This window comes from Photobacterium sp. TLY01, assembly GCF_021432065.1.
Taxonomy (GTDB): Bacteria; Pseudomonadota; Gammaproteobacteria; order Enterobacterales; family Vibrionaceae; genus Photobacterium; species Photobacterium halotolerans_A.
The window spans coordinates 1,317,615-1,333,553 of record NZ_CP090364.1 but is presented as its reverse complement, the minus strand read 5'-3'; the positions used below and the strand labels follow the sequence as shown (position 1 = coordinate 1,333,553).

Sequence of the window (15,939 nt, the reverse complement as noted above, 5' to 3'; positions counted from 1 at the left end):
TTGTCAGATCACAGAGTCTCTACATTCATGGTCAATAAGAAAAAAATCATTCTATATTGATATATATCAACAAGTTAACCCATCCAATCACAAACAAACCCACGCCTTACACTCAGCATATTCCACCAATAAATACTAAAATTTACAGATGAAGATTCCGTTTTATTGATGACAGTTATATCAAAACCATGACTTGTTACCTATATCACAACATTTAGAAACAAATTTGACACAAAAGGCATGCCCCAACAGTACAAAAATGGAGCAAGATATTGATTAAAAAGAGTTAAGTGTATTTTTCAACCAAAGCTGCTCTGTCACACAGCGTTAACACAAAAGTTGACTACTGGGTCAAGTATATCCAGAATTGACTTATAGGTCAGATCATGAGCCTGTGAGGAGGTCACTTGATTACTTTTTTGTTAAACCAGGACATTCGGGAAGAAGAGCATGTTTCCCCGAATATGACGGTACTGAACTACCTGCGTACCCATGTAAAGAAAACAGGCACCAAGGAAGGTTGTGGCTCTGGTGACTGCGGTGCCTGCACCGTAGTGCTGGGTGAACTTGTCGATGGAAAACTGCAATACCGCTCAGTCAACTCTTGCCTGACGTTTGTGTCTTCCCTGCATGGCAAGCAGCTGATTACGGTTGAAGATCTGCAAAATGCCAACAAGCAGCTCCACCCAGTTCAGCAAGCCATGGTCGAATACCACGGCTCACAGTGTGGTTACTGTACACCTGGCTTTATTATGTCGATGTTTGCGCTGAGCAAAAACAAGCCAGCAGCCGATAAAGAAGATGTGATGGAAGCGCTAGCGGGCAACTTATGCCGTTGCACCGGTTACCGCCCTATCGTTGATGCTGCCCTGTCGCTAAGCCAGGAAGAACAGCTGATGGATCAGTTTGCTGAGCTGGAACGCCAGACGGTAGCCAAGCTGTCGAAAATCAATCTGTCGAACGCCACTTTGAAACATGACGGCCAGTACGGCTTTTCTCCGACCTCGAGCGACGAGCTGGCCAATCTGCTGCTGACGCACCCGGATGCTCGCATGGTTGCTGGTGGTACGGATCTGGCTTTGGAAGTCACTCAGTTCCACCGCTCAATCGATAAGCTGATCAACGTGGGCCTGGTCAGCGATATGAAGATCCTGACCGAGACTGAAAGCAGCATTGAAATTGGTGCAAACCTGCCGATTTCCGACTGTTATGCCACACTGAAAAAGTACTATCCGGATTTCGGAGAACTGCTGCACCGCTTTGCTTCTCTGCAGGTGCGTAATCAGGGCACGATCGGCGGTAACGTCGCGAATGCCTCGCCAATCGGTGACAGTCCGCCACTGCTGATTGCCTTGAATGCACAGATCGTGCTGCGTCGTGGTAACGACCGCCGCACCATGCCGCTGGAAGACTACTTTATCAGCTATAAAGTCACGGCCCAGCAGCCTTCCGAGTTTATTGAAAAAATCATTGTGCCTAAGCCTGTGATTGGCAGCCAGTTCCGTGCTTACAAACTGTCGAAACGTCTGGACGATGATATTTCCGCCGTCTGTGGTGCATTCACGATTGCGTTGAGCGATGACGGAAAAGTAGCGGATGCCCGTATTGCCTTCGGCGGTATGGCGGCGGTGCCAAAACGTGCCACCAACTGTGAAGCCGCACTGGTGGGTCAGCCATGGAATCTGGAGACGGTCAAGACCGCGATGGCTGCGCTGTCTGACGATTTCGAGCCGCTGTCTGATTTCCGGGCCAGCAAGGAATATCGTGCATTAACGGCCGCGAATATGCTGCACCGTTTCTATCTCGAACAACAGTCCAACGGCCAAATTGAAACAAGGGTAACTGCTTATGTCTAATCATCACCATAACCCATTGAGTCACGATGAAATGGTGGCGAAATTCGCGCAGGATCTGACTTCCGGCGTGGGTAAAAGCGTAAAGCATGACAGCGCTGCCAAACAAGTAACTGGCGAAGCCATTTATATCGATGACCGGCTGGAATTTCCAAACCAGTTGCACGTGTATGCACGTACCAGTACGTATGCGCACGCCAAAATTACCAAGCTGGACGTCAGCCCATGCTACGCCTTTGAAGGCGTTGCCATCGCTATCACCAGCAAAGATGTACCGGGCCAGCTGGACATCGGTGCGGTATTACCGGGCGATCCCCTGCTGGCAGACGGCATTGTTGAATTCTACGGTCAGCCTGTGATTGCGGTTGCCGCCAATGATATGGAAACAGCCCGCAAAGCCGCTCAGGCGGCCATCATCGAATACGAACCCCTGGAAGCCGTATTGGATGTTGAAGAGGCACTGGCCAAGAAGCACTTCGTCTCAGGCAGTCACCAGCACAAGCGTGGCGACTCTGAAGGCGCACTGGCGAGCGCGAAGCACGTGCTGGAAGGCGATCTGCATATCGGCGGTCAGGAACACTTCTATCTGGAAACCCAGGTCAGCTCTGTGATGCCAACCGAAGACGGCGGCATGATAGTGTACACCTCTACCCAGAACCCGACTGAAGTGCAGAAACTGGTCGCTGAAGTGCTGGGTGTGCCGATGCACAAAGTAGTGATCGACATGCGTCGCATGGGTGGCGGTTTCGGTGGTAAAGAAACGCAGGCTGCAAGCCCGGCGTGTCTGGCTGCTGTGATTGCACACCTGACAGGCCGCCCGACCAAAATGCGTCTGCCCCGTATGGAAGACATGATCATGACGGGTAAACGCCACCCGTTCTACAACCAGTATAAAGTCGGTTTTGATGATGACGGTCGCATTCACGGTATTGATATTACAGTATCCGGTAACTGTGGTTATTCACCGGATCTGTCAAACTCTATCGTCGACCGTGCCATGTTCCACTCTGACAACGCCTACTATCTGGGCGATGCCACAGTGACAGGTCACCGCTGTAAAACCAATACAGCGTCAAATACCGCTTACCGTGGCTTCGGTGGCCCGCAAGGTATGATGACCATTGAGCACATCATGGACGAAATCGCCCAGCATCTGGGCAAAGATCCGCTCGATGTGCGCAAGATGAACTATTACGGCCATGATGATCGCAATGTCACCCACTACTACCAGAAAGTGGAAGACAACTTCATTCACGACATCACTGAGCAGCTGGAAGCCAGCAGTGAATATAAAGAACGCCGTAAGGCGATTGCCGAATTCAACAAAACCAGCCCGATTCTGAAAAAAGGTCTGGCGCTGACACCGGTGAAATTCGGTATCTCGTTTACAGCCACTTTCCTGAACCAGGCGGGCGCGCTGATCCACATTTACACCGATGGCAGTATTCATCTCAACCACGGTGGTACAGAGATGGGTCAGGGTCTGAATATCAAAGTGGCTCAGGTCGTGGCAGAAGTGTTTCAGGTGGATATCGACCGGATTCAGATCACGGCGACCAACACCGACAAAGTCCCGAATACTTCGCCAACGGCGGCATCCTCTGGTGCTGACCTGAACGGTAAAGCGGCTCAGAATGCCGCGCTGACCATCAAACAGCGCCTGATCGATTTTGCCTGCAGCCATTTTAAAGTCACGCCGGAAGAAGTGATCTTTAAAAACGGCCTGGTGCAAATTCGTGAAGAACTGAAAACCTTTGAAGAAATCATTCAGATGGCTTACTTCAATCAGGTTTCGCTGTCGAGCACAGGCTTCTACCGCACACCTAAGATTTACTACGATCATGAGAAAGCGCGCGGTCGCCCATTCTACTACTACGCCTACGGTGCAGCCTGTGCCGAAGTGGTACTGGATACCCTGACCGGTGAATACAAAATCCTGCGTGCCGACATCCTGCATGATGTAGGTGCTTCCCTGAACCCGGCGATTGATATCGGTCAGGTTGAAGGTGGCTTTATCCAGGGTGTGGGCTGGCTGACGACAGAAGAGCTGGTGTGGAACGATCAGGGCCGCCTGATGACCAGCGGTCCGGCGAGCTACAAGATCCCGGCCATTGCTGATATGCCGATTGATTTCCGCACGCATCTGCTGGAAAACCGAAGCAACCCGGAAGACACAGTCTTCAACTCTAAAGCCGTGGGTGAGCCGCCGTTCATGCTGGGGATGTCGGTCTGGAGCGCCATTAAAGACGCCATCCGTTCAGTTGCTGAGCCAGGTACTTTAGTGAAACTGGACACCCCGGCAACACCAGAGCGCGTACTGTGGGCTATTAACGAAGTGCAACCGTCTTCGTCTCAACCTTTCCTGAGCCGCAGGAAGAAAGAAGAGGCAGAGACAGCAACCAGTGAACAAGCCCAGTAAAAACAGCCAAAAGTAGTATACGGCGGGCCTTCGGGCTCGCCTGATGAGGAAAGCGCGATGTTTAAAGACAACTGGATTCATGCCCTGGCTGAACTGGATCAACGTGGTGAACCTTGTGTCATGGTCACTGTACTGGCAGACCGGGGTTCAGTACCTCGTGATGCCGGCACCAAAATGCTGGTGACCCGTAACGAGATCATCGCCACCATTGGCGGCGGTCACCTGGAGCACAAAGCGATCAAACTGGCACGGGAAATGCTGCTGACCGGAGACAGACATCCGCGCGTCGAGCACTTCAATTTAGGTGCCAGACTGGGCCAGTGCTGCGGCGGTATGGCCACCTTGAGCCTGGAGCCGATTGGTCAGCAACAACACCATCTGGTGCTTTTTGGTGCAGGCCATGTCGCGAAAGCGTTAATCCATATTGTCAGTACATTGCCTTTTCGCGTGACCTGGATCGATCAGCGGGAAAGTGAATTCCCTGCCGAGCTGCCACTCGGTGTCACCAAGCTGGTGTCTGATGATCCGGTTGGCGAGATCCGCGATATGCCCGCCAACAGTTATTATCTGGTGATGACGCACAATCATCAGCTGGATTTTGAACTGGCAAGGGAAATCCTCAACAGAAATGATACTGCCTATTTTGGCATGATAGGGTCGCTGACCAAGAGGAAGAAGTTTGATTATCGACTGTCACAACGCGGCTACGATGATGAAACCATACGGCGTATGGTCTGCCCGATTGGGATTGATGCCGTCAAGGGTAAGCATCCGGCTGAAATTGCGGTTTCCGTCGCGGGCGAGCTGATTGCCCACTATCAGGGCGAAACCCTGGCCGATAAACGCGAGGACTCTGCTGCCACAGAGCTCAATGACAGCACCGACAATCAAGTCGCCTGACAGCGATTAACGAAGGATAAATACATGACATTACAACGCACGGCTTATCGCTCAGCGATTTTGCACAGCATTGCCGATCCCCAGGAAGTCGGCCTTGAAAACAGCTTTGAATTTTTTGAAGACGGTGTTCTGGTGGTTGATAACGGCCACATTCTGGATGTGGGCCCGGCCGAAGAAGTACTGGCACGCCACCCGTCCTCAATGCCCGTTACTCAGTATGAACACAAGCTGATCACTGCCGGCTTTATCGATACCCATATTCACTATCCGCAAACCGGCATGATTGCTTCTTACGGCGAGCAGTTGCTGGACTGGCTGGAAAACTACACCTTCCCGGAAGAGCTGAAGTTTAAAAACCCGGTTTATGCACGTCAGGTTGCCAATATTTTCTTTGATGAGCTGGCCAGCAACGGAACAACCACCGCACTGGTTTTCGGTACAGTACATAAAGAATCGGTAGATGTGTTTTTCGAAGAAGCTGAAAAACGCAAACTGCGCATGATTGCCGGTAAAGTGCTGATGGATCGCAACGCGCCGGATTACCTGACAGATACCCCGGAATCCGGTTATCAGGACTCAAAAGCGCTGATAGAAAAATGGCACAACAAAGACCGCCTGCTGTATGCCGTGACGCCGCGTTTCGCGCCAACCAGCACACCAGAGCAACTGGCCACAGTCGGTAAATTGCTGGAAGAGTATCCGGACGTGTACATGCACACCCATCTTTCTGAAAACAAGAAAGAAATTGAGTGGGTACTGGAACTTTTCCCTGAACGTGACAGTTACTTAGATGTATACGATCATTACAAGCTGTTGAAAAACAGAGCGGTATTTGCCCACGGTGTTCATTTAACCGATTGTGAGTGCAAACGACTTTCAGAAACCGGTTCTGCCATTTCGTTCTGCCCGACGTCTAACCTGTTCCTTGGCTCTGGTTTATTCAATCTGCCAAAAATGGAACAACATGGTGTTCGTGTCGGTATGGGCACCGATGTTGGTGCAGGCACCAGTTTCTCACTGCTCCAGACTATGAGTGAAGCCTATAAGATTCTGCAGTTACAGCAGCAGAAACTGCATCCGCTGAAATCTCTGTATCTGTCGACACTGGGCGGTGCCAAAGCCCTGTACCTGGACGACAAAATAGGCAACCTGAAACCCGGCAAAGAAGCAGATTTCGTGGTACTGGATCTGCACGCCACACCGTTAATGTCTTTCCGCATGCAGCAAGCAAAAACGCTGGAAGAGCAACTGTTTGTGCTGATGAGTCTGGGTGATGACCGCACCGTCAGCAAAACCTTCGTCTATGGCGAAAAAGCCTACGATGCCGAAGGCACAACCGAACCAGAAATGGTAACTAAGAAAAAAGCGAGCTAAAAACTCGCGTCTCCACAATGCGTCTATCCTTGCCCGTCCCGGTATTCACGTCTCTAACACCGCCGCGGACGGGCGTTTTTTATCTTGCCTGCTTCTGTCTGAATCTAACTCACAACACCTTATGCGGTCCGAAGCACTCATAATGCATCTGCGATTCGCTCACGCCTTTCTCTTTAAGCTGCTTTGCCACATGCTGCATGAAACCTACCGGGCCGCAGAAATAGAAAGTGGTATTGTGCCAGTCAATTGCACCATCCATCTGGCTGAGATCCATAAAGCCGTCAAAATCTGTGTTGACTCCCTGTGGCTCGCGATACCATACACGGCTACTGACACCCTCTGTTGTATTTGCAATCTCTTCCACCTGGCTGCCAAACGCATGCTGACGGTGGTTTTCGGCAGCATGTAGCCAATGAACCGGGGCCTGGTGGCTGTCTTTGATGCTCTCCAGCATCGCCAGCATAGGCGTCAAACCCACACCTGCCGAAATCAGGGCAACAGGCTGAGTGGCTTCAGAACGGAAGAAAAAGTCACCGGATGGTGCTGCCAACTGGACTTTATCACCCACTTTCAGCTGCTGATGCAGATAAGATGACACAGTCCCCAGCGCTTCGCGCTTGACTGAAATTCGGTAAGTCTTGCCATTCGGGGCACCGGACAGGCTGTACTGGCGGATCTCCTGATTGTCAAAACAATCCGGCTTCAGATAAATACCGATGTACTGCCCCGGCTGATAGGTCGCGACTGGCTGGTCGTCTATCGGCATAAACACAAAACTGGTAATCACATCGCTTTCAGGTGTTTTTGCCACCAGCTCAAATTCCCGGGTGCCGCGCCAGCCACCGGTTTTTGCCTCATTTTCCTGGTAAATCGCCTCTTCACGGTCAATAAACACAGTAGACAACAAACCGTATGCTTCAGCCCACGCATCCAACACCGCCTGGCCCGGAGCAAACAATTCATCAATCGTCCCAAGCAAGTGCTCACCCACAATCGCGTACTGATCAGCTGTGATGTTGAAGCTGGCATGTTTCTGAGCAATTTTCTCCACCACAGGCAACAGCACTTCCAGATTATCGATATTGGCTGCATAGCCGTACACCGCATTGAACAAGGCTTCGCGCTGACGGCCGCTGTCCTGGTGGGTCAGGTTAAAAATATCTTTCAGCTCAGGGTGATGGCGGAACATACGGTCATAAAAATGGGCAGTGAGTTTCGGGCCGGTTTCGGCTAAAAGCGGTGCGGTGGATTTAACGATATTAATGGTGTTCTGGCTCAGCATAGCAGTATCCCTTAAAGATGTATTTATAATGCATGTTTTAAAGTTGTATCTTAAATATATCTTTCAGTCAATAAAGGAATTACACTTGCGGTGAGTGTTGAAAGAGGAAAAAATGTGCAACTGACCAACTTTACTGACTACGGATTGAGAGCGTTGATCCTGCTGGGTGCCTTGCCAGACGGGGAACTCACCAGTATCAGTCACGTCAGTGACACGTTCGCGGTGTCCAGAAACCATATGGTGAAAATCATCAACAAACTGGGCCAACTGGGCTATGTGAAAACCGTACGCGGAAAAAATGGCGGGATATGCCTGGCGATGCCAGCCAGTGACATTATTGTGGGTCAGGTGGTTCGGGATCTGGAACCGCTGCAAGTGGTGAACTGTGCGCCCGAGTTCTGCCATATCACGCCAGCCTGCCGCCTGAAATCTTATCTGGCGAAAGCCAAAGACGCCTTTCTGGCAGAGCTAGATCAATGCACGATTACTGATCTGCTGGCGGATAATCAGGAATTGCTGATTTTGCTGACGAGGCCTGCATAAATTTCAGGCAAAAAAAAGCCCCGATACAAATCGTATGGGGCTGGTCACATATTATGGATTGATATGTAAAGGAGATTATCTGCCCTTCTTACCCAGATTTCAGTTTTGGTCACAACACACGCTTATTCAATCAGATTGCCATCTAGTTTATGAACTTCGCCTGCTTGTATCCAAGCTGTAGCACCGGGTATATCCAGGCTAACGGACTATAAAGTGGGGGCTTTCGCCCCCGAGGGGATTAAAGATGCGCGCCCTGTTTCACCCAGGTCCCGATCAGCTTACGCTCATCATCGGTCATCTGAGTCAGGTTACCCAGCGGCATTACTTTCGTTTGTACCGACTGCGCAACGATGCGGGGTGCATTCACTTTAATTTCTTCCGGTGTATCCAGTATCACACCCGCTGGCGCTGTCGAGAACGCAGCATGCGTCGGTTGTGCTGAATGACACACTGAACAACGCTCCTGAATGACTTCATTCACCTGAGCAAAACTCACTCCACTGCTGGCAGGCTGAGCTGCGGCGGCCGTGCCGGTTTCTGCCTGCGCAGTCGCTGACTCTGCTTTGACTTCGACAGCAGGGGCAGACGCAGCAGGAGCTGAGGTCTCACCCATCCGGCTTGCGTAAGGTGAGGTTACAAAGGCCAGCGCGATCATGCCCAGCGCTGCTACCGGTACTGTCCAGGCAAACTGCTGGCTGCCATGACGCGTGTTGAAGTAGTGGCGCACCAGGATACTGAAGACCGCCAGACCTGCCAGGATCAGCCAGTTATATTCTGAGCCATAAGTGCTCGGGAAGTGGTTGCTGATCATGATGAACAGCACTGGCAGCGTCAGGTAGTTGTTATGACGTGAACGCAGCAGACCTTTTGCCGGCAGTACAGGATCCGGTTCGCGGTTCTCTTCAATGGCTTTTACCAGACCACGCTGAGCCGGCATGATAACGAAGAATACGTTACCGACCATGATAGTACCGATGATTGCACCGACATGAATGTAAGCACCACGCCCGCTGAACACCTGGCTCAGGCCATAGGCTGCAGCCACTAGACCGAAGAACAGGATAATACCCAGTAACATCGGCTTCTTACCCAGCGCGGAATCACACAGCAGGCTGTAAATAATCCAGCCAGCTGCCAGAGAGCCTACACCCAGTGCAACTGATGCCGTGGCACTCAGACCTGAGCCCGGCGCAACCAGATAGATATCCGCATTGAGGTAATACACCACACCCAGCAGCAGAACACCTGTGATCCAAGTGAAGTAAGCTTCCCACTTAAACCAGTGCAGATTTTCAGGCATGCTTGGCGGTGCCAGTTTGTATTTTTCAAGGTGATAAATACCACCGCCGTGAATGGCCCAGAGGTCACCAGACAAGCCAGTTTTCGGATTGACACGGTTCAGGTTGTTTTCCAACCAGACAAAGTAGAACGAGGCACCAATCCAGGCGATACCTACAATCATGTGAACCCAGCGAATTGCCAGATTCAGCCATTCCGTCATATGTGGATCCATAACGAACTCCTGTTATGTTATGCGAACTTTAATTGCCTTGGGCTTATCAAAGTGCGACGGTTAATGCTTCCTGCTCCAAACTGCTCAGTGATAATTCGATACGAACATCGTCAGAAAAGTACACTTCATCGCAGTTATTGCCAGGCCCGGCACGATCGACGACCAGAAATTGATCATCCTTGCGCAGAGCCAGAACCGGGTGGTGCCAGACCCCTTTTCCATAATTCACGCCCTGACGTCCGTTACTGTAAAACGCCTTAAGCTGAGCGGGGTCCGGTGTGTCCCCTGCCGGGGCCACCAGGATCAGGTACGGATTTCCAAGCAAAGGAATAAAGGCCTGAGATCCCAGAGGATGCCTCTCCATCATGGCTATCTGTAAAGGATAACTCAAAGGCTGGGCTTCAAAGATACTGATGATGGCTGAACCACCCTCTTCCTGCACATCCACATTCGCCATAGCATGGTAACGTCGGGTTGACCCGTTATTGATCACAAAGTAGTCACTTACTTCTTTATCAATAACATCACCAAAAGGGGCAAATGCTTCGCGGGTAAGTGGCTCAATCGTCAGTTGTCTCACTGGTGTACTCATGGTGACTATTCCTGTCCTGATTACATTGTCTGCAGGCGGAATAAAGCGATCTTATTGATCTCTTCCAACGCCTTATCGAACTCAGCCTCAATTTCATTGCCTAATCGCGCCTCGAACGATTCGAGGATTTGATAACGATTGGCCCCTTTCACCGCCATAATGAAGGGAAACTGAAAACGTGCTTTGTAGCTATCGTTATAACGATTGAACTTTTCGAATTCTTCGGGTGAACACTGGCTAATTCCGGCACCTGCCTGCTCGGCGGTGGACGCTTCGGTCAGCTCACCGTTCACAGCGGCTTTTCCGGCTAAATCCGGGTGCGCATTAATCAGGGCTAACTGTTCTTCTTTGCTGGCTGAAAGCAAAGTATCTGCCATACGCGCATGCAGGGTGCTGATGTCATCATCAGCATCACTCAGACCATTGTCGTAAACTTTTTCCGCCACCCAGGGGCTGTGCTCATACACATCTGCAAATTGAGAGACAAACTCTTCCCTGCTCATTTGGCTCGGTTGGCAAGACGTAAAACGCGCCATCATTAATACTCCTTCATACTTGGGTGCGGGTGATGTTCGTGCCAGTGCTTGGCAATATCAATTCGGCGGCACAACCAGACCTTGTCATGCTGGCTGACATAATCCAGGAAACGGCGCAGTGAAGCGATACGTCCGGGACGGCCAATCAGGCGGCAGTGCAAACCCACTGACATCATTTTGGGTGCTGTCGCCCCTTCTTCATACAGGGTGTCAAAGGTGTCTTTTAAATAATTGAAGAATTGATCACCTGCATTAAAACCCTGCACTGTGGCAAAACGCATGTCATTGGTATCCAGGGTGTACGGGATCACCAGCTGCGGTTTCGGGCCTTCTTCGTGCCAGTAAGGCAGATCGTCATCGTAGGCATCAGAGTCGTACATAAAACCGCCCTCTTCCGCCACAATGCGACGCGTATTCGGGCCGGTGCGGCCTGTGTACCAGCCGTACGGACGCTCGCCCGTCAGATTTTTGATGATCTCTATCGCTTTCATCATGTGATCGCGCTCTTCAGACTCATCAATGTTCTGATAATCAATCCAGCGATAGCCATGACTGCAGATCTCGTGGCCGGCTTCGACAAACGCTTTGGCCACATCCGGATGACGCTCCAGTGCCATAGCCACACCAAATACAGTCAGCGGCACATCGTATTCTTTAAACAAGCGCAGGATGCGCCATACGCCAGCACGGCTGCCGTACTCATAAATCGATTCCATGCTGATATGACGCTGACCCGGAAATGGCTGTGCCGCTGGGATCTCAGACAAGAATGCTTCCGACTCGCTATCACCATGAAGAATGCAACGTTCCCCGCCTTCCTCGTAGTTGAGAACAAAAGAGACAGCGACGCGAGCGTCATTTGGCCAACGTGGGTGCGGGGGTACTGCACCATAGCCGATCAGATTGCGTGGATACTCATTACTCACACATGACTCCTTTAATCCTAATTGGTCAACACACTGACCATCTGATAATCAATTTATAACAGCGATTGTATACAATATCCAGAATTTTTGTAAATAAAATGTGCGTAACATTTTTTGTGATTCATCAAAAAAAGTTAACTGCTTGTTATCTCTATATAGCTTACTTTAATATCAATATGTTAGCCAACAAGCAGGTACAACAAAGGGTTACAGACCCTAACTTTCGGGTTAACATTTCGGTTACACAAGCCTTTACTAATCGGTAAAGTTGTGTACATAGTTAAATACAATGTGGCGAACTGATTACGGATCACACATCAGAAGGCATACAATAGGTATGCAAGAAGTAATCCATTTTCTGTACAACTTAAGGAGCGCAACGCGCGAGGTTATCCATGGGAAAACTGACAACTCACGTGCTTGACACAGCCTCAGGCTTACCCGGAGCGGAGATTAAAGTGTCGCTTTATCGTCAAGAAGGCACAGACTTCGTTCTGGTTAAAACCACGCATACCAACTCTGATGGCAGAACTGACCAGCCCTTGCTGGAAGGAAGCGAGTTTCAGACCGGTAAATATGAGCTGGTCTTTGACACTGCCCATTACTTCCGCCAGAGAGGTGTTGAACTGTCTTCAGTTCCCTTCCTGGATGATGTAGTCATTCGTTTCGGCATTGCAGATACTGGCAGCCACTATCATGTACCGCTGCTGGTTTCCCCTTACAGCTTCTCCACATACCGGGGCAGCTGAGCCAAAACGGAACACAAGTAGAACAAAAAGGGTTCCCGGGCCTGAGGTCAGATGCAGGTTCGGGAGCTACACAAGAGAGTTTGAAGATTGTATACAATGAGTGCAGGCTAAGTAGTAATCACTTCAAAAAACCATGTAGTCTCCGGCAGTAACCAGGCCGGTAGGTTTTCAGTAAGTGACGGCCTGAAACATAGAGGGAAGTCCTGTCTGACAGGTGAAGTTGGGAACACTAAAAAACAACCAGCACACATCGTCATTCAGGCAAAAAAAGGAAGCGTCGTCATGAACAACTCTAAAACAGAAACGCTCGGTCGTTCTGAGGCTGGCTCAGCTTCACTGTTAGAGCGTCTGTTTAAACTCAGAGCTCACGGCACCAGCGTGAAAAGTGAGATCGTCGGTGGGATTACAACCTTTGCCACCATGGCTTATATCATTTTCGTTAACCCACAGATCATGTCGGCCTCAGGCATGGATGCCGAAGCAGTTTTTGTTGCAACCTGTATTGGTGCTGCAATCGGCACTTTGCTGATGGGCCTGTTTGCTAACTGGCCTGTCGGTCTGGCACCGGGCATGGGGCTGAACGCCTTTTTTGCTTTCACAGTCGTGGGAGAAATGGGTTACAGCTGGCAGGTTGCCTTAGGGGCGGTTTTCATTTCCGGTATTCTTTTCGTTGCGATGAGCTTTTACAAAGTCCGCGAATGGATCATCGAAAGTATCCCTGAAAGCCTGCGTTTCTCCATGACTGCCGGTGTGGGCCTGTTTCTGGGACTGATCGGCCTGAAAACCGCTGGTATCGTGGTCGACAGTCCTGCCACTCTGGTCAGTCTGGGTGACTTTACCCAGCCACAGGCGCTGCTGGCCGCAATCTGCTTTCTGATTATTGCCGTACTGAGTGAGCGTAAGGTCTTCGGTGCCGTGCTGATCGGCATGTTCAGTGTTACCCTGATCGGTATTCTGCTGGGTCTGGTTCAGTACAATGGGGTGATTTCTTCTCCACCGAGCCTGGCACCAACTCTGTTTGCCATGGACATTGCCGGCGCTCTGAACATTTCGATGATCAGCGTGATCCTGGCGTTCCTGTTCGTGAACATGTTTGATACCGCCGGTACCCTGATGGGTGTGGCCGAACGGGCAAACCTGAGAAACAAAGAAACCGGAAAAATTGAAGGTCTGAGCAAAGCCCTGAAAGCAGACAGTATCGCCAGCGTGGCAGGTGCGTGTGTGGGTTGTCCGCCTGTCACCAGTTATGTCGAAAGTGCGGCGGGTGTCGCGGCCGGTGGCCGTACCGGTTTATCCGCTATCGTGATCGGTCTGCTGTTTGTCGCGGCTATCTTCTTCTCGCCACTGGCAGGGATGATCCCGGCTTACGCCACTGCCGGCGCGCTGATTTACGTTGCCTTCGTGATGATGAGCAGTATGCAGCACGTGAAATGGAACGATTTTACTGACGCTGCGCCTGCCGCCATCACAGCACTGATGATGCCGCTGACTTTCTCCATCGCCAACGGTATCGCACTGGGTTTCATTACCTACACAGTGCTCAAAGTTGCCACAGGCAAAACCAAAGATGTCTCAATCAGCATGTACATACTGACCGCGATTTTTGTCGCCAAGCTGGTGTACCTCTGATCACGGACGGACACATGCAACACCCATAAAAAAATCTAATTATCAGAACAGCGGTATTTTAATGCACACCTCCCTCTGTCGTAAGACAGAGGCAGGTCACTGCATACCTAAATAAACTTAATTTAATAAAGCCATAGACGCGAACACAACCTATAACCCTACGCAGCCAATTCATCGGATGAATTGTGGAGAACTAACGATGAAACTTCTCTATACGCTAAACCAGAGACCACCACACAGCATCACCCTGCTCTTAGCTATCCAGCATATGCTGGCTTCCATCGGCGGCATCGTCGCTGTGCCATTAATTGTCGGCACCTCGATTGGTCTGCCAACAGACGAAGTTGTCACCCTGATCAACGCCGCCCTGCTCGCTTCCGGGATTGTCACCATTGCTCAATGTCTTGGCTTTGGCCCGGTCGGTATCCGTCTTCCTGTTGTGATGGGATCGAGTTTCGGTTTTCTGGGTGTGGCCATCAGCATCGGGAATGCTGACGGCGTGGGCGGCATCATGGGGGCAGCACTTGTCGGCTCTTTCGTGGTCGTGATCGCCAGCTTCTTCATGGATAAAATCCGCAAGCTGTTTCCTAATGTGGTCAGCGGTGTGGTCGTGACGCTCATCGGCCTGACCATTCTGCCCGTCGCCATGAACTGGGTTGGCGATGCGCCAAACTCCAGCGCACAGTTCGCAACTATGCCAAAACTGTTCCTGGCATTTATCTCGCTGGCAATCGTTATCGTGGTGTCGATTTACTGCCGCGGTGCCGTCGCCGCTTCTGCTATTGTCATCGGCCTGGCTGGTGGTTACCTGGTGGCCTTGTCGATGGGTATGGTTGACCTGGACCAGATTGCACGTGCTGAGTGGGTGGGTGGCCCCGCCATCATGGAATACGGCATGAGCTTCAGCCTGTCGGCTATCATCAGTATGAGCCTGGTCTACATAGTCGTCATTGCAGAAGCCACAGGGGATTTCATGGCTCTGGCAAACAACTGTAAAGTCAAACTGTCTGGCAATGACCTGAAACGCGGCCTGCTGGGCGACGGTTTAGGCAGTACACTGGCAGCCTTCCTGACCGCCATGCCACTGGCTTCATTCAGTCAGAACGTGGGCATCGTGGGGATCACAGGTGTTGCCAGCCGCTACGTGGTGGCGACAACCGGCGGCTTACTGATTCTGGGTGGCCTGTTCCCGAAACTGGCGGCATTGGCAGTCACCATTCCCAAACCGGTTCTGGGCGGTGTTGGTTTCATCATGTTCGGTATGATCGCCTATGCCGGTATCCGCATGCTGATCAAAGCGGCAGACACCAAACGGAACGCTCTTGTGATCTGCGTCGGTCTGGCGTCCGGCCTGGCAGTAACAATTGAACCACGCCTGGTTCAGCACCTGCCGCACGATCTGGCGAATCTGTTCCACTCAGGGATCACGACCGGCACAATCGTCACTGTGCTGCTCAATCAGATCCTGCCTGAGAACGCCGTCAGCGACAGCATCGAGGAATCCGCAGACGATGAGGCAGAAAGTGAACTTCCGGTTCAGACCTCTGAAACTGCAGAAAAGAAGCAACACATTGAAACCGCAAAACAATCCTGAACAGAGAGATCAATAACACACTCATATTA

At 51.0% G+C, this 15,939-nt stretch carries 13 protein-coding genes; 8 read left to right on the top strand and 5 right to left on the bottom strand.

Annotated features, from left to right (window positions below):
* Positions 1–464: 464 nt before the first annotated feature.
* Genes xdhA through guaD form a run of 4 tightly spaced genes read left to right on the top strand, consistent with a single transcriptional unit; the run spans position 465 to position 6,546 of the window.
* On the top strand, positions 465–1,856 hold the full coding sequence (xdhA, locus tag LN341_RS06565; RefSeq protein ID WP_234204942.1) for a xanthine dehydrogenase small subunit: 1,392 nt from the start codon (positions 465–467) through the stop codon (positions 1,854–1,856).
* Positions 1,849–4,272: a xanthine dehydrogenase molybdopterin binding subunit gene (gene xdhB / locus LN341_RS06560; protein WP_234204476.1), complete on the top strand. Its 2,424-nt coding sequence runs from the start codon at positions 1,849–1,851 to the stop codon at positions 4,270–4,272. The genes xdhA and xdhB overlap by 8 nt, the downstream gene beginning before the upstream one ends.
* 57 nt (positions 4,273–4,329) lie before the next feature.
* Complete coding sequence (gene xdhC, locus LN341_RS06555; protein WP_234204475.1) at positions 4,330–5,172, top strand: xanthine dehydrogenase accessory protein XdhC; 843 nt, start codon at positions 4,330–4,332, stop codon at positions 5,170–5,172.
* Between the two features lie 24 nt (positions 5,173–5,196).
* Positions 5,197–6,546, top strand: a complete 1,350-nt coding sequence (gene guaD, locus LN341_RS06550; protein WP_120510608.1) for a guanine deaminase — start codon at positions 5,197–5,199, stop codon at positions 6,544–6,546.
* A 109-nt stretch (positions 6,547–6,655) separates the two neighbouring features.
* On the opposite strand, the gene hmpA is transcribed toward guaD, so the two are convergent.
* Complete coding sequence (gene hmpA, locus LN341_RS06545; RefSeq protein WP_234204474.1) at positions 6,656–7,828, bottom strand: NO-inducible flavohemoprotein; 1,173 nt, start codon at positions 7,826–7,828, stop codon at positions 6,656–6,658.
* A 114-nt stretch (positions 7,829–7,942) separates the two neighbouring features.
* Here hmpA and nsrR point away from each other — a divergent pair, with 114 nt between their 5' ends.
* Positions 7,943–8,371: a nitric oxide-sensing transcriptional repressor NsrR gene (nsrR, locus tag LN341_RS06540; RefSeq protein WP_234204473.1), complete on the top strand. Its 429-nt coding sequence runs from the start codon at positions 7,943–7,945 to the stop codon at positions 8,369–8,371.
* A 238-nt stretch (positions 8,372–8,609) separates the two neighbouring features.
* Here the strand turns inward: nsrR and LN341_RS06535 are convergent, their stop codons facing one another.
* From LN341_RS06535 to puuE, 4 genes are read right to left on the bottom strand one after another with little or no spacing between them, the layout of a single operon-like run.
* The gene (locus tag LN341_RS06535) at positions 8,610–9,884 is read right to left on the bottom strand and encodes a urate hydroxylase PuuD (protein ID WP_046219224.1); all 1,275 of its coding nucleotides are present in this window, start codon (positions 9,882–9,884) and stop codon (positions 8,610–8,612) included.
* Between the two features lie 46 nt (positions 9,885–9,930).
* Positions 9,931–10,476, bottom strand: a complete 546-nt coding sequence (locus tag LN341_RS06530; RefSeq protein WP_234204472.1) for an ureidoglycolate lyase — start codon at positions 10,474–10,476, stop codon at positions 9,931–9,933.
* A gap of 20 nt (positions 10,477–10,496) precedes the next feature.
* Entirely contained in the window at positions 10,497–11,012 is a 516-nt protein-coding gene (gene uraD, locus LN341_RS06525; RefSeq protein ID WP_120511855.1) for a 2-oxo-4-hydroxy-4-carboxy-5-ureidoimidazoline decarboxylase, read from the bottom strand.
* Between the two features lie 2 nt (positions 11,013–11,014).
* Positions 11,015–11,938, bottom strand: coding sequence for an allantoinase PuuE (gene puuE, locus LN341_RS06520; RefSeq protein WP_046219226.1), 924 nt, complete (start codon positions 11,936–11,938; stop codon positions 11,015–11,017).
* Positions 11,939–12,333: 395 nt separating this feature from the next.
* Between puuE and uraH the strand changes: the two genes are divergently transcribed.
* The 3 genes from uraH (at position 12,334) to LN341_RS06505 (ending at position 15,910) form a co-directional block, all read left to right on the top strand.
* The gene (gene uraH, locus LN341_RS06515; protein WP_046219227.1) at positions 12,334–12,687 is read left to right on the top strand and encodes a hydroxyisourate hydrolase; all 354 of its coding nucleotides are present in this window, start codon (positions 12,334–12,336) and stop codon (positions 12,685–12,687) included.
* 282 nt (positions 12,688–12,969) lie between these two features.
* The gene (locus tag LN341_RS06510) at positions 12,970–14,316 is read left to right on the top strand and encodes an NCS2 family permease (RefSeq protein ID WP_234204471.1); all 1,347 of its coding nucleotides are present in this window, start codon (positions 12,970–12,972) and stop codon (positions 14,314–14,316) included.
* Between the two features lie 199 nt (positions 14,317–14,515).
* Positions 14,516–15,910 carry a nucleobase:cation symporter-2 family protein gene (locus LN341_RS06505; protein ID WP_046219229.1) on the top strand — a complete coding sequence of 465 codons (1,395 nt, stop codon included), beginning with the start codon at positions 14,516–14,518 and terminating at the stop codon, positions 15,908–15,910.
* The last annotated feature ends 29 nt before the right edge of the window (positions 15,911–15,939 follow it).

What these genes read in the sequence shown, in the direction of transcription:
- LN341_RS06530 (WP_234204472.1), bottom strand. Translation starts at nt 10,476, where the DNA reads ATGAGTACACCAGTGAGACAACTGACGATTGAGCCACTTACCCGCGAA.
- xdhA (WP_234204942.1), top strand. Translation starts at nt 465, where the DNA reads ATGACGGTACTGAACTACCTGCGTACCCATGTAAAGAAAACAGGCACC.
- LN341_RS06535 (WP_046219224.1), bottom strand. Translation starts at nt 9,884, where the DNA reads ATGGATCCACATATGACGGAATGGCTGAATCTGGCAATTCGCTGGGTT.
- hmpA (WP_234204474.1), bottom strand. Translation starts at nt 7,828, where the DNA reads ATGCTGAGCCAGAACACCATTAATATCGTTAAATCCACCGCACCGCTT.
- uraD (WP_120511855.1), bottom strand. Translation starts at nt 11,012, where the DNA reads ATGGCGCGTTTTACGTCTTGCCAACCGAGCCAAATGAGCAGGGAAGAG.
- uraH (WP_046219227.1), top strand. Translation starts at nt 12,334, where the DNA reads ATGGGAAAACTGACAACTCACGTGCTTGACACAGCCTCAGGCTTACCC.
- xdhB (WP_234204476.1), top strand. Translation starts at nt 1,849, where the DNA reads ATGTCTAATCATCACCATAACCCATTGAGTCACGATGAAATGGTGGCG.
- xdhC (WP_234204475.1), top strand. Translation starts at nt 4,330, where the DNA reads ATGTTTAAAGACAACTGGATTCATGCCCTGGCTGAACTGGATCAACGT.
- LN341_RS06510 (WP_234204471.1), top strand. Translation starts at nt 12,970, where the DNA reads ATGAACAACTCTAAAACAGAAACGCTCGGTCGTTCTGAGGCTGGCTCA.
- guaD (WP_120510608.1), top strand. Translation starts at nt 5,197, where the DNA reads ATGACATTACAACGCACGGCTTATCGCTCAGCGATTTTGCACAGCATT.
- LN341_RS06505 (WP_046219229.1), top strand. Translation starts at nt 14,516, where the DNA reads ATGAAACTTCTCTATACGCTAAACCAGAGACCACCACACAGCATCACC.